Here is a 13485-nt window from a genome sequence, read left to right on the forward strand (position 1 = left end):
GGGTAGGAGTACCCGAGTGGGGTTCACTAGGGTGATCGACATGTCCGCTGGCCGTGTACGCAAGGAGATCGACGACGCCCTGCTGGCGTTCGTCGACCGGCAGCGCCCGGGGGTGCTGGAGATCAGCGGCGACCTGGCCCCGCTGCTGTCGGCGCTGGACGCGCTGCTGGCCGGCGGCAAACGGCTGCGGCCGGCGTTCTGCTACTGGGGCTGGCGGGCGGCCGGCGGCGAGGACATCGAGGCCTCCCGGGGCATCGCCGCCGCCGCCGCGTCCCTGGAGCTGCTGCAGGCCAGCGCGCTGATCCACGACGACGTGATGGACGCCAGCGACACCCGCCGCGGCCAGCCCTCGGTGCACCGCCGGTTCGAGGCGGCGCACCGCGAGCAGGGCTGGCGGGGCGCCGCCGGGTCGTTCGGCGAGGGCGCCGCGATCCTGCTCGGCGACCTGTGCCTGGCCTGGTCGGCGGAGATGTTCGACGCCAGCGGGCTGGACGCCGAGTCGCTGCGCCGCGGCCGCCGGGTGTTCGACGTGATGCGCACCGAGGTGATCTGCGGCCAGTACCTGGACATGCTGGAGAGCGCGCGGGCCACCGGCCGGGTGGAGGCGGCGCTGACGGTGGTGGAGTACAAGTCCGCCAAGTACACCATCGAACGCCCGCTGCACATGGGCGCCGAGCTGGCCGGCGGCGACCCCCGGGTGGTGGCCGGCCTGCGCGCCTACGGCCTGCCGCTGGGCATCGCCTTCCAGCTCCGCGACGACGTGCTCGGGGTGTTCGGCGACCCCGCCGAGACCGGCAAGCCCGCCGGCGACGACCTGCGCGAGGGCAAGCGCACCGTGCTGATCGCCTTCGCCCTGGAACGCGCCACCCCCGCCCAGGCCGACCTGATCGAACGCCGTCTGGGCGACCCCGGGCTGGACTCCGCCGGAGTGGACGAGCTGCGCGCCGTCATCGAGGAGACCGGCGCCCTGACCGCCTGCGAGAAGCTGATCGACCAGTACACCGACCAGGCCCGCGCCGCCCTGGACGCCGCCCCCGTCGCCCCCGACGCCCGCTCCGCCCTGGTCGACCTCGCCGTGGCCGCCACCGCCCGGAAGGTCTGACCGCGGACCGGGCCCGCCCGGACACCCGGCTGGTACAAAGAGAGGCGATCTCGGCCCCTCTTCCCCCCGGAGGTCGCTCGTGCTGCCGGAGACGGTTCCGCTGGGTCCCGGCGACCCGCGTCGGCTGGGCGGTTACACGCTGCTCGGACGGCTGGGCGAGGGCGGGCAGGGGGTCGCCTACCTCGGGCGGGGCCGGGACGGCGAGCTGGTCACGGTGAAGCTGCTGCACGGCGGGCGGGCGGCCGGACCGCGGGCGCGCAGCCGGTTCGCCAAGGAGGCGGAGGCGGCGCGGCAGGTGGCCGGGCCGCACACGGCGCGGGTGCTGGCCGCCCGGGTGACCGGGGACCGGCCGTACATCGTCAGCGAGTACGTGCGGGGGCCGTCGCTGCAGCAGGTGGTGACCGAGCGCGGGCCGCTGCCGGAGGATCGGCTGCAGCGGGTGGCGCTGCGGACGGCGCGGGCGCTGGCGGCGATCCACCGCGCGGGGGTGGTGCACCGCGACTTCAAGCCGGGGAACGTGCTGCTGGCCAAGGGCGGGGCCAAGGTGATCGACTTCGGCATCGCCCGGATCCTGGACAGCACCGCGATCACCACCGGGCCGGTCGGCACCCCCGCCTACATGGCCCCCGAGCAGATCGAGGACGAGCCGGTGGGGCCGCCCGCCGACGTGTTCGCCTGGGGCGCGACCATGGTGTTCGCCGCGACCGGGCGCCCGCCGTTCGGCACCGGGCCGAACGCGGCGGTGATGCGCCGGGTCGCCTCCCGCCCGCCGGACCTGGGCGACCTGCGCGGGCCGCTGCGCGAGCTGGTGCTGGCCTGCCTGGACAAGAACCCCGCCGCCCGGCCCACCGCGCCGCAGCTGGTGCGGGCGCTGCGGGAGGGCCGCCCGCCGGCGCCCAAGCCGCGGCCGGACCGGATTCCGCGCTACCGGTGGCGGATGATGGTGGCGCTGGCCGTGGTGGTGGCGGCGGGCTTCACGATCGGGGTGCTGCTGCCCGGCGGCTGACCGCCGGGCAGCGGGCCGTCACCAGTGCGGGGGGCGTTCGGAGAGCAGCCGCGAGTCGTCGTCGCCGCGCCACTCGCCCCAGCCCGTGTCGGTGTCGTCGACCGTCTGGTCGGGCAGGATCTCGATCTCGTCGTCGACCAGGTCGACGGGGCGTTCCTCGTCAGGGCTGATCGTCATGCGCCCATTGTTCCACCGCGGCGCGCGGGCGCGCTGCGCCGGCCGTCACACCGGCGGCGCCGCGCGGAGCCGGCGCGCCAGCTCGGCGGCGGCGGCCCCGGGGTCGGCGGCCTCGGTGATCGCCCGGACCACCACCACCCGGCGGGCGCCGGCCGCCAGCACCTGGTCGAGGTTGCCGGCGTCGATGCCGCCGATCGCGAACCAGGGCCGGCCGGTCCGCAGCGCGGCGGTGTACTCCACCAGCTTCAGCCCCGGCGCGGGCCGCCCCGGCTTGGTGGGGGTGGGCCACACCGGCCCGGCGCAGAAGTAGTCCACGCCGGGCTGGGCGGCGGCCGCCGCGGCCTGCTCGTCGGAGTGGGTGGACCGGCCGATCAGCACGTCCTCCCCCACGATCCGGCGGGCGTGCGGCACCGGCAGGTCGTCCTGGCCGAGGTGCAGCACGTCCGCTCCGACCGCGTAGGCCACGTCGGCGCGGTCGTTGACCGCCAGCAGCGCCCCGTGCCGGTCGCAGGCGTCCCGGAAGACCTCCAGGTACTCCATCTCCTGGCGGGCCTCCAGGCCCTTCTGGCGGAGCTGGACGATGTCCACGCCCGCCGCGAGCACGGCGTCGAGGAACTCCGGCAGGTCGCCCTGCCGTTCCCGGGCGTCGGTGCACAGGTACAGGCGCGCCCGGTCCAGCCGGGTCCGCAGCGCGACCGCGCGTTCGGACAGCAGGTGCCTTGACAACGAGGGGGTGCCCTTCTAAGCCGCTGTGGACTGCTCCGCGCGGCCGGTCAGAACGCCAGCGCCTGGGCGCGGCGGCGGATCTCGGTGCCCCGGTTCTCCAGCAGGGCCTGCACCGGGGTGCCGGGGAGGGTGTCGTCGGCGGTGAACAGCCACCGAAGCGTCTCCACGCTGTCATAGCCGGCGTCCGACAGCAGCGTCAGGGTGCCGGGAAGGCCCTTGACCACCTGCCCGTCCCGGATGAACGCCGCGGGCACCATCACGGTCCCGTTGCGCTGGACCCCCAGCAGTTTGTGGTCGCGGATGAGCTGCTTGGTGCGCTTGAGGTTGAGGCCGAGCCGGTCGGCGGCCTCCTGCAGTGTGAGCCATTCCCCGACGAGGGCGTCGGTCGTCGCGTCGAGACTGCTTTCAACTGTGGCTTGCATCTGCGTCACGCCACCTGCCTACCACACCCACACCTTCCTGAAACCCTCAGCTGATCACCGCTTTGCGCAGCGGAACGGCCGGGTCGGCGACCGCGTCGGCGTCCATCGGCGTGCCGGCCGCGATGATCCTGCGGGCCTGCACCAGATCGCGCGGCCGGTCGACGGTCAGGATCGCCTCCAGCCGGTCGCCGGTGAACCAGCACGCGGCCCACTGGGCGTCGGCGCCGGGGTCGCCGCGATAGATCAGGCGCTCGGCGGACGGGTGGTGCCCGGCGTACTGCACCATCCGGCCGAACTGCTCGGACCAGAAGTAGGGGACGGCGTCGTACGCGGCGTCCTGGCCGAGCAGGGCGGCCGCGGCGACCTCGGGAGCGTTGAGCGCGGTGTCCCAGTGCTCGACCAGCATCCGCCGGCCGTACCGGCGCGACCACCAGGCGGCGCAGTCGCCGACCGCGACGACGCCGGGCAGGTTGGTGCGCAGCGACTCGTCGACCACCACCCCGCCGTCGATCTCGACGCCGGAGCCCTCCAGCCAGCCGAGCTCGGGCCGCACCCCCACGCCGACGACGACCTCGTCGGCGTCGACGCGCCCGCCGTCGGCGAGGGCGAGGCCGCCGTGCTCGACGGCCGCGACCTTGACGCCGGTCCGCAGCGTCACCCCGGCCTCGGCGTACCAGGGGACGGTGTGCGCGCCGATCCGCGTCCCGATCGCGTTGGCCAGCGGGGCGTCGGCGGCCTCGACCACGGTGACGGCGCAGCCCTTGGCCGCGGCGGCGGTGGCGACCTCGGCGCCGATCCAGCCCGCCCCGACGATCACGATCCGCGCGCCCTCGCGCAGGCGCTCCCGCAGCCGCCGGGCGTCGTCGATGGTGCGCAGCACGTGCTGGGGGCCGTCGCCGGGCAGCGTGACCGGCGTCGCCCCGGTGGCGATGACCAGCCCGTCGAACGGCAGGTCCCCGGCCGTCGTGCGCAGCGTGCCGCCGCCCGCGGGCGCGGGCGCGAGGCCGGTGGCGCGTTCGCCGAGCAGCAGTTCGCAGCGCAGCGCGGCCCAGTCGGCGTCGACCGTGGTGTCGTCGCTGTCGCCCAGCAGGACGGCCTTGGACAGCGGCGGCCGGTCATAGGGCCGGTGCGGCTCCGCCGACAGCAGCGTGAGCTCCCCCTCGTACCCCTTGGCGCGCAGGGCCTCGACCGAGCGGACCCCGGCCAGCCCGCCGCCCACCACGATGACGCGATCCATGGACGCACACCCTAATACCGGGCCGCTTACCGGCCACGGGCGGGCGAACCCGTGCGGAACGGGACCGATCCGGGCGGCTTAGGCTAGGAGGTGACGAGCGCGGGAGTCCGGTGCGACCGGGCTGAGAGGGCGGCTGAGCGGGCCGCCGACCGCCACCACCTGATCCGGATCATGCCGGCGAAGGGAGCATGCCGATGCCGACCTCCGGGGACGCCCCCGACCTGCTGGTCGTCGGGGCCGGGGTGATCGGGCTGGCCACCGCCTGGCGGGTGGCCCGCCGCGGGCGCGCCGTGACGGTGCTGGACCCCGACCCCGCCGGCGGCGCCTCGCGGGTGGCCGCGGGGATGCTGACCCCGGTCAGCGAGCTGACGTACGGCGAGGAGCCGCTGCTGCACCTGGGGATCGCCTCACGGGACCGCTATCCGGCGTTCGTGGCGGAACTGGAGGAGGCCTCCGGGCACCGCACCGGGTACCGCCGGGACGGGATCCTGGAGGTCGCGTTCGACTCCGACGACCTGGCGTTCCTGAACGACCTGCGGCGCTTCCAGGAGTCGCTGGGCATCCCGACCGAGGCGCTGACCGGCCGCGAGTGCCGGCGGCTGGAGCCGATGCTGGCGCCCTCGGTGCGCGGCGGGCTGCTGGCCCCCGAGGACGGCTCGATCGACCCGCGGCGGCTGACCGCGGCGCTGCTGGCGGCGGCGGAGCGGGCGGGCGTGCGGCTGGTCCGGCGGCGCGCGGCGGGCCTGGTCGTGGAACGCGACACCGCCGCCGGCGTACGGCTCGACGACGGGACCGTGCTGCGGGCGGACGGGATCCTGCTGGCGGCCGGGGCGCGCAGCAACGAGCTGGACGGCCTGCCCGAGGGGGTCGTGCCCGAGGTGCGGCCGGTCAAGGGCCAGGTGATCCGGCTGCGCACCAGGGCGCCGTTCCTGGGGCGCAGCACCCGCGGCGTGGTGAAGGGCTCGTCGATCTACCTGGTGCCCCGTGACGACGGCGAGATCGTGGTGGGCGCCACCCAGGAGGAGATGGGCTTCGACACCACCGTCACCGCCGGGGGGCTGTGGCAGCTGCTCCGCGACGCCCGCGAGCTGCTGCCCGGCATCACCGAGCTGGAGTTCGCCGAGGTGTCGGCGGGACTGCGGCCGGGGTCGCCGGACAACGCGCCGGTGCTGGGGCCCAGTGCCCTGCCGGGGCTGTTCCTGGCCACCGGCCACTTCCGCAACGGGGTGCTGCTGACCCCCGTGACGGCGGACGTGATGACGGAGATCCTGGTGGACGGCACCGTCCCGGAGGTCGCCGCGCCGTTCACCCCCGACCGGTTCGAAGTGGAGGCCGAAGTGGAGGCCAGGGCGTGAAGGTGGTCGTCAACGGGGAGCCGCGGGAGCTGCCGGAGGGCACCACCGTGGCGGCCGTGGTGGCGTCGGTCACCCCGGCCGCGGCCGGGGTCGCGGTCGCGGTCAACGACGAGGTGGTCGGCCGCCGGGCGTGGAACGAGACGACGGTGCGGGACGGCGACCGGGTCGAGGTGCTGACCGCCGTGCAGGGAGGATGAAGGTGGCCGCGACGGACACGACCGGCGGGACGGACCCCCTGGTCATCGCCGGGGAGACGTTCGGCTCCCGGCTGATCATGGGCACCGGCGGGGCGCCCAGCATGCGGGTGCTGGAGGAGGCGCTGACCGCCTCCGGCACCGAGCTGACCACGGTGGCGATGCGGCGGGTGGACCCGAAGGCCCGCGGCTCGGTGCTGGACGTGCTGCGCCGCTGCGGGATCCGGGTGCTGCCCAACACGGCCGGCTGCTTCACCGCCGGGGAGGCGGTGCTGACCGCCAAGCTGGCCCGCGAGGCGCTGGGCACCGACTGGGTCAAGCTGGAGGTGATCGCCGACGAGCACACCCTGCTGCCGGACCCGGTCGAGCTGCTCGACGCGGCCGAGCAGCTGGTGGACGCCGGGTTCACGGTGCTGCCGTACACCAACGACGACCCGGTGCTGGCACGCCGGCTGGAGCAGGTCGGCTGCGCCGCGGTGATGCCGCTGGGCTCCCCCATCGGGTCGGGTCTGGGCATCCGCAACCCGCACAACATCGAGCTGATCGTCGAGCAGGCGAACGTTCCGGTGATCCTGGACGCCGGGGTGGGCACCGCCAGCGACGCGGCGCTGGCGATGGAGCTGGGCTGCGACGCGGTGCTGCTGGCGACCGCGGTGACCCGGGCGCAGGCCCCGGCCGTGATGGCGGCGGCGATGCGGCACGCGGTGCAGGCGGGGCGGCTGGCGCGGCTGGCGGGGCGGATCCCCAAGCGCCGGTACGCGCAGGCGTCCTCGCCGTGGGAAGGGATCGGCACATCGTGATGGCCCGGTCACGGTACGACAGGGTGGGGACCGTCATTCGCCAGTGTGATGAGACGCGGGCCAAAACGCCCGTACACTCCCTCTGATGGACACGACGGTTGCCGATCCACTCGTCGGGCAGGTGCTCGACGGGCGCTACCGCGTGGAGTCCCGGATCGCCCGAGGTGGCATGGCCACGGTGTACGTGGCCCACGACGTCAAGCTCGATCGGCGGATCGCGCTGAAGGTGATGCACGCCAACCTCGCCCAGGACGAGGACTTCGTGCGGCGTTTCATCGGCGAGGCGAAGGCGGCCGCGGCCCTGTCGCACCCCAACGTGGTGGCGGTCTACGACCAGGGCACCGACGGCCAGCACGTCTTCCTGGCGATGGAGTACGTGCAGGGCAGGACGCTGCGCGCGCTGCTGACCGAGCGGGGCCGGCTGGGCCCGCGCGAGGCGCTGGAGCTCATGCAGCCGATCCTGGCGGCGCTGGCCGCCGCGCACCGGGCTGGCCTGGTGCACCGCGACGTCAAGCCCGAGAACGTGCTGCTCACCGAGGAGGGCCAGGTCAAGGTCGCCGACTTCGGGCTGGCCAGGGCCGAGACGGCGGGCAAGCAGACCAAGACCGGCCTGATCATCGGGACGGTCGGGTACCTGGCGCCCGAGCAGGTGCTGACCGGGCACGCCGACGTGCGCTCCGACGTCTACGCGGCCGGGATCATGCTGTTCGAGCTGCTCACCGGCCGGCAGCCGCACACCGGCGACACCCCGCTGGCGGTGGCCTACAAGCACGTCAACGACGTGGTGCCGCCGCCCTCCAGCCTGGTGCCCGGCCTGCCGTCCCAGCTGGACACCCTGGTCACGCTGGCGACCAGCCACGATCCGGCGCGCCGGCCGCAGGACGCGGGGAGCTTCCTGGCGGTGGTCGCCGACGTGGCCGCCGCGCTGCCGCCGGACATCGACCGGCGGCTCGCCGGGGCGGTGCCGCCGCCGCAGGACGCCACCTCGGTGCTGCCCATGCCGGCCCCGGTGCCGGCCCCGGCCGCGGCGCCGGGGGCGCACACCCGGGTGCTGGCCGCCGAGACGCTGCCCCCGGTCGTTCCCGGGCAGCATCCGCCGCCCCCGGCCGCGCCGCTTCCGCCGGCCGGCCCGATGGAGCGGGTGATCAGCGCGGTCACCGGCCGGTACGTGCTGATCGCGATCGGCGCGCTGGCCGCGGTGATCCTCGGCTGGGCGGTCTGGTACCAGGTGGCCGGCCAGTACGAGCGGGTGCCCGAGCAGATCGTCGGGATGAAGCTGGAGGACGCCAAGCGGCTGCTGGCGCAGGACGGCCTGGTGGTGCAGACCGGCCCGTCCACCTACAGCGACAAGGTGCCCAAGGGCCATGTCGCGGCGTCGAATCCCGGCCCCGGCCAGCGCGTCGAGGCGGGCGGGGTCGTCACGCTCACGCTGTCCAAGGGCAAGCAGCCGATCCCGGTGCCCGACACCGCGGGCAAGTCGCTGGAGGACGCCCGGAAGATCCTCCGGGACGCCGGCTTCACCCCCGGCGAGGTGACCCGGGAGTCCTCGCAGACCATCCCCAAGGACCAGGTGATCCGCACCGCGCCCAAGGCCGGCAAGAAGGTCTCCCCCGACCAGCCGGTCGACATCGTGGTCAGCGCCGGCATGGAGATGCCGAACCTGGTGAACGTGAACGCCGAGCAGGCCGCCAACCAGCTCCGGTCGATGGGCCTGGACGTCAAGGTCGAGGAACGCGACCTGCCGGACCGGCCGCGCGACGTGGTGCTGGAGCAGAACCCGCCGCCCGGCACCGGGGTGTCCCGCGGCGACCAGGTGACGCTGATCGTCAACAAGAAGGACTGCCTCCTCGCCCCCATCAACCCGTTCTGCAACAACGGCCAGGGCGACCCGAACGCCCTGCCGGTGCCGACCGTGCTCGGCCAGGACGTCAACGCGGCCGTCCAGGCGCTGCGCGGCGCCGGGTTCGACGTCGAGGTGCACCAGCAGCTCGGCACCGGGCGGGTGATCCGCCAGGACCCCGGCCCGAACGGCACCGCCCCGCGCGGCCACAAGGTGAAGATCTGGCACTGACCGCAGGCCCCGGCACTGCGACGGCGGGCCCCGTCACCGGCACCGGCCGGTGACGGGGCCCACTACTCTGAGGACCCTATGAGCGCTGCGGATCGCCCCGTCGGGGGCCATGTTCCGGTCGCCGGAGGTCCGGCCACCGGCGGACTGAAGTACGCCGACCAGATCGGGGCGGAGGTCGTCCAGATCTTCGTCTCCAACCCCCGGGGCTGGGCGCTGCCCGACGGCAGGCCCGACGAGGACGAGAAGCTCCGCGCCGGCGGCGTCCCCGTCTTCGTGCACGCCAACTACCTGATCAACGTGGGCTCCCCCACCCCGGAGACCCTCGAGAAGTCCCTGGCCTCCATCCGCCACGCCCTGCGGCGCGGCCACGCCGTCGGCGCCGGCGGCGTGGTGATCCACACCGGCTCCTCCGTCACCCAGTCCAGGGACGACGCCATCCGCCAGGTCCACGAGCGCCTGCTCCCCGTCCTGGAGGAGATCCCCGACGACGGCCCCGCGCTCCTGCTCGAGCCGATGGCGGGCCAGCAGAACATGCTCTGCGCCACCGTCGACCAGCTCGGCCCCTACTTCGACGCCCTCGAGCACCACCCCAAGCTCGGCGTCTGCCTCGACACCTGCCACGCCTGGGCCGCCGGCCACGACCTGACCGCCGAGAAGGGCGTCCACGAGACCCTGAACCTCCTCCTGGAGACCGTGGGCCCCGGCCGCCTCAAGCTCGTCCACGCCAACGACTCCAAGGACCCCTGCGGCTCCGGCCGCGACCGCCACGAGAACATCGGCGCCGGCCTGATCGGCGAGTCCCCCTTCGCCGCCCTCTTCCACCACCCCGCCACCGAGGGCGTCCCCTTCATCATCGAGACCCCCGGCCGCGCCCCCGAGCCCCACCGCCGGGACATAGAAACCCTCAAGCGCCTCCGCGACACCCCGCCAGGGTCCTGAGCCCCACCGGGAACACGAGGAACACGCCGAAGGGCATCGTCCAGAGGTCTCCGAAAGAACGCCTTCAGATCTCGCGGGCCGGAACCGGGGACCCTGCACTCGAAGGTGCTGGAGGCCACCGCGAGCGGGCCCGCGTGGTCGTGAGGAGGAGCGGTTCAAGATCGCGAGAAACGAGCGATCTCGAACCGCGACGACGAACGGCCGCGCGTTCCCAGGCCCGTGAGCCGCGCGAGCGGAGCGAGCGCAATCAAACACGCCCGCGAGCCGCCGCGGCCATAAGCACGCGCTCGGGCGCTGCTGGACAACCCCCCGACTGTCCAGCAGCGCCCGAGCTTCCAGCCGTCGGATCCCACCCCCCCGGTACGGGATCCGGCGGCGTGACCCGGGGCGGCGGAGCGGGCCGCGGCCGTGTCCGGGTCTCCGGTGTCGTCTTGTGAGCCGGTGCGACGTGAAGAACGCTAGGTGCTCCGGGGCCCTCCGCGGGAGTTCTGCGGGGACGCCCTCGACCAACGGTCCGTAGTCGTCGTCTTACGTAGAGTAGTCGATCGACGGGCGGGCGGTCGAGCGCGACGAGCGGTTCAGCGGGTCCGCAGCGGCGGCGCGGCGGCCCGGTGGAAGCGGCGCACCAGCAGGTCCCGGACGTGCCGCGAGTGGCGGCGGCTGACCTGCAGGACGTCGTCGCCGACCTTGACGGCGACCCGGCCGTCGTCGAAGCGCAGCTCGGTGATGTGCGCGGCCGACACCAGCGTGCTGCGGTGGATCCGGATGAACCCGGCCGGCTCCCAGCGGCGGGCCAGCGACACCAGGGACATGCGGACCAGGTAGCTGCCGTCGGCGGTGTGCAGCCGGACGTAGTCGCCGTGCGCCTCGACGTACCGCACCGCGTTGCGGGAGACCATCCGGGTGCGGCCGCCCAGCTCGACGGGGATCAGCTCGTCGGGAGGCGGCGCGGCCGGATCCTCCTCGGCGGCGGCGTGCGGCGCGGGCGTACGGCGGACCGCTTCCTCGACCCGCCGCACGGCCTCGGCGAGCCGGTGCGGGCGCACCGGCTTGAGCACGTAGTCCACGGCGCCCACCTCGTAGGCCGCGACCGCGCCGTCCTCCCGGGCGGTCACGAAGACCACCGCGGGGGGCTCGGCGAAGCCGCGCAGCAGCCGGGTGAAGTCCAGCCCGTCCAGACCGTCCGGCCCGGACATCCGGATGTCGCAGAACACCGCGTCGAGCCGGCGGCCGGCGGCCACCCTGCGCCCCAGGTCGCGCAGCGCGGCGGCGGTGTCGCCGGCGACGGCGACCTCCGCGATCCGGGGGTCGGCCCGCAGCAGGCGCGCCAGTTCCTCGACCGCGGTGACGTCGTCGTCGACCGCGAGCACTCGTAGCATGACAGGACCATGCCCTCAATTACTGTCCGTCCGCAATCGATTCCGCAATGCGATCATCGTGCGGCGGGCGTGAGGACGTCCCGGGGCGGCCGTCACAGGGGCGGGGCCTCGCCCTCCTCCTCCTGGTAGGAGTAGCGCTGCTCGCGCCAGGGGTCGGCGATGTTGTGGTAGCCGCGTTCCTCCCAGAACCCGCGCCGGTCCTTGATGAGGTACTCCACCCCACGCGCCCACTTGACGCTCTTCCAGGCGTACAGGTGCGGCACCACCAGGCGCACGGGGAAACCGTGGTCCGGGGTGAGCCGCTCGCCGTTGCGGTACAGGGCGAACATGGTCGCCTCGGCGAGGAAGTCCGACATGCGGATGTTGGCGCTGTAGCCGTACTCCGCCCACACCATCACATGGGTGGCGTCCGGGTGGGGCGGCGCCAGCTCCACGATCGTGGACCCGGAGACGCCCTCCCAGTGGTTGTCGGGGATGGTGAACTTGGTGACGCAGTGGAAGTCGGCGACCGCCTCGGTGCGCGGGAGGCGCTCGAACTCCTCCCAGGTCCAGATGTGCTGCTCGCCCGACGCGGTGGCCCCGAACACCCGGAAGTCCCAGCTCTCGGGACGGAACCTGGGCACCGGGCCGTAGTGCAGGACGGGCCAGCCACGAGGAACGTACTGTCCGGGCGGCAGGGCCCCGTGCTGTGGGGTCTGTTCCGATGGGGAGGACATGACGGGCTCATCCTGCCATCCCCGTGACGTGAGCCATACCGGGCCCCCTTCCCCCATCGCGGCGGTCGGATGGTCTACGCTGTTCCCATGCGCAACGCTCTCCGTTTTGGTGGCATCTATGGCCGGCCCGGGACACGGGTGACGGTCCATTCAGCGTTGCGCTGACGAACCGCACCAAAAGCCCCGGGCACCAGCGGCCCGGGGCTTTTTCGTGCGGGCGGACATCCGACAGCAGAACGACAACCGAGGAGAGCAGCATGGTCGTGGTGATGGGTCCGGAGGCCACCGAGGCGGACATCGCCGCCGTCGTCTCCATCGTCGAGACGGCGGGCGGGGAGGCCTTCGTCAGCCGCGGGGTGGCCCGGACAATCGTCGGCCTGGTCGGGGACGTGGACCAGTTCGGCTCGCTGAACCTGCGCGGCATGCCCGGCGTGCGCGACGTCATCCGCATCTCGGTGCCCTACAAGCTGGTCAGCCGGGAGAACCACCCCGAGCGCTCGGTGGTGCGGGTCGGCGGCGTGCCGATCGGCCCGGACACCATGACCCTGATCGCCGGCCCGTGCGCGGTGGAGACCCCGGAGCAGACCCTGCAGGCCGCCCAGATGGCCCAGGCGGCCGGCGCGACCCTGCTGCGCGGCGGCGCGTTCAAGCCCCGCACCTCGCCGTACGCCTTCCAGGGGCTGGGCGAGCAGGGCCTGCGCATCCTGGCCGACGTGCGCGCCGAGACCGGGATGCCGATCGTCACCGAGGTGGTGGACGCCCACGACGTGGAACTGGTCGCCTCGTACGCGGACATGCTGCAGATCGGCACCCGCAACGCGCAGAACTTCGCGCTGCTGCAGGCGGCCGGCGAGGCCGGCAGGCCGGTGCTGCTCAAGCGCGGCATGAGCGGCACCATCGAGGAGTGGCTGATGGCCGCCGAGTACATCGCCCAGCGCGGCAACCTGGACATCGTGCTGTGCGAGCGCGGCATCCGCACGTTCGAGAAGGCCACCCGCAACACCCTGGACATCTCGGCGGTGCCGGTGGCGCAGCGGCTGTCGCACCTGCCGGTGATCGTGGACCCGTCGCACTCGGGCGGCCGGCGCGACCTGGTGCTGCCGCTGACCCGGGCGGCGATCGCGGTGGGCGCGGACGGCGTGATCGTCGACGTGCACCCGCACCCGGAGACGGCGCTGTGCGACGGGCCGCAGGCGCTGGTCGACGGGGACGTGCGGGAGCTGGCCCGGCTGGTCCGGGAACTGCCGCCGGTGTTCGGCCGGACCCTCACCGAGCCCGCCGACGCGCTGACGACCGCCGGCTGAACGGCGCGGACGCAACGCCGTGACCGCTTCGCGCGAGCGCAGGCCCGACGATCCTCG

General features: G+C 74.1%; 14 protein-coding genes. 8 read left to right on the forward strand and 6 right to left on the reverse strand.

What is annotated here, in order from left to right; all coding sequences use genetic code 11:
- Positions 1-40: 40 nt before the first annotated feature.
- On the forward strand, positions 41-1102 hold the full coding sequence (locus HNR21_RS27475) for a polyprenyl synthetase family protein (protein WP_182707474.1): 1062 nt from the start codon (positions 41-43) through the stop codon (positions 1100-1102).
- 79 nt (positions 1103-1181) lie between these two features.
- Positions 1182-2108, forward strand: a complete 927-nt coding sequence (locus tag HNR21_RS27480) for a serine/threonine-protein kinase (protein WP_119729699.1) — start codon at positions 1182-1184, stop codon at positions 2106-2108.
- A gap of 18 nt (positions 2109-2126) precedes the next feature.
- Here the strand turns inward: HNR21_RS27480 and HNR21_RS27485 are convergent, their stop codons facing one another.
- The 4 genes from HNR21_RS27485 to HNR21_RS27500 are packed head-to-tail and all read right to left on the reverse strand — an operon-like array spanning position 2127 to position 4670.
- Complete coding sequence (locus HNR21_RS27485) at positions 2127-2285, reverse strand: hypothetical protein (RefSeq protein ID WP_182707475.1); 159 nt, start codon at positions 2283-2285, stop codon at positions 2127-2129.
- Positions 2286-2330: 45 nt separating this feature from the next.
- On the reverse strand, positions 2331-3011 hold the full coding sequence (gene thiE / locus HNR21_RS27490; RefSeq protein ID WP_182707476.1) for a thiamine phosphate synthase: 681 nt from the start codon (positions 3009-3011) through the stop codon (positions 2331-2333).
- Between the two features lie 47 nt (positions 3012-3058).
- Complete coding sequence (locus tag HNR21_RS27495) at positions 3059-3433, reverse strand: Rv2175c family DNA-binding protein (protein WP_119731985.1); 375 nt, start codon at positions 3431-3433, stop codon at positions 3059-3061.
- A 46-nt stretch (positions 3434-3479) separates the two neighbouring features.
- A complete protein-coding gene (locus HNR21_RS27500; RefSeq protein WP_119729697.1) occupies positions 3480-4670 on the reverse strand; it encodes an NAD(P)/FAD-dependent oxidoreductase in 1191 nt (396 codons plus the stop codon).
- Between the two features lie 194 nt (positions 4671-4864).
- Here HNR21_RS27500 and thiO point away from each other — a divergent pair, with 194 nt between their 5' ends.
- From thiO to HNR21_RS27525, 5 genes are all read left to right on the forward strand, one after another.
- Positions 4865-6025, forward strand: a complete 1161-nt coding sequence (gene thiO, locus HNR21_RS27505; protein ID WP_182707477.1) for a glycine oxidase ThiO — start codon at positions 4865-4867, stop codon at positions 6023-6025.
- The gene (thiS, locus tag HNR21_RS27510; RefSeq protein WP_119729696.1) at positions 6022-6222 is read left to right on the forward strand and encodes a sulfur carrier protein ThiS; all 201 of its coding nucleotides are present in this window, start codon (positions 6022-6024) and stop codon (positions 6220-6222) included. Before thiO ends, thiS begins: the two co-directional genes overlap by 4 nt.
- A gap of 2 nt (positions 6223-6224) precedes the next feature.
- Entirely contained in the window at positions 6225-7019 is a 795-nt protein-coding gene (locus tag HNR21_RS27515; RefSeq protein WP_312881338.1) for a thiazole synthase, read from the forward strand.
- Between the two features lie 85 nt (positions 7020-7104).
- Positions 7105-9090: a Stk1 family PASTA domain-containing Ser/Thr kinase gene (gene pknB, locus HNR21_RS27520; RefSeq protein WP_182707479.1), complete on the forward strand. Its 1986-nt coding sequence runs from the start codon at positions 7105-7107 to the stop codon at positions 9088-9090.
- Between the two features lie 78 nt (positions 9091-9168).
- Positions 9169-10029 (forward strand): deoxyribonuclease IV, encoded by an 861-nt coding sequence (locus HNR21_RS27525; protein WP_182707480.1) that lies wholly within the window; start codon positions 9169-9171, stop codon positions 10027-10029.
- A gap of 578 nt (positions 10030-10607) precedes the next feature.
- Here the strand turns inward: HNR21_RS27525 and HNR21_RS27530 are convergent.
- Together HNR21_RS27530 and HNR21_RS27535 are read right to left on the reverse strand one after the other, a co-directional pair.
- On the reverse strand, positions 10608-11408 hold the full coding sequence (locus HNR21_RS27530; RefSeq protein ID WP_182707481.1) for a LytR/AlgR family response regulator transcription factor: 801 nt from the start codon (positions 11406-11408) through the stop codon (positions 10608-10610).
- Between the two features lie 92 nt (positions 11409-11500).
- Entirely contained in the window at positions 11501-12124 is a 624-nt protein-coding gene (locus HNR21_RS27535; protein WP_182707482.1) for a sulfite oxidase-like oxidoreductase, read from the reverse strand.
- Between the two features lie 257 nt (positions 12125-12381).
- On the opposite strand from HNR21_RS27535, the gene aroF reads away from it, so the two are divergent.
- Positions 12382-13428, forward strand: coding sequence for a 3-deoxy-7-phosphoheptulonate synthase (gene aroF / locus HNR21_RS27540; RefSeq protein ID WP_182707483.1), 1047 nt, complete (start codon positions 12382-12384; stop codon positions 13426-13428).
- Positions 13429-13485 lie beyond the last annotated feature (57 nt).

The sequence above is a fragment of the Thermomonospora cellulosilytica genome (assembly GCF_014138835.1).
GTDB lineage: Bacteria > Actinomycetota > Actinomycetes > Streptosporangiales > Streptosporangiaceae > Thermomonospora > Thermomonospora amylolytica.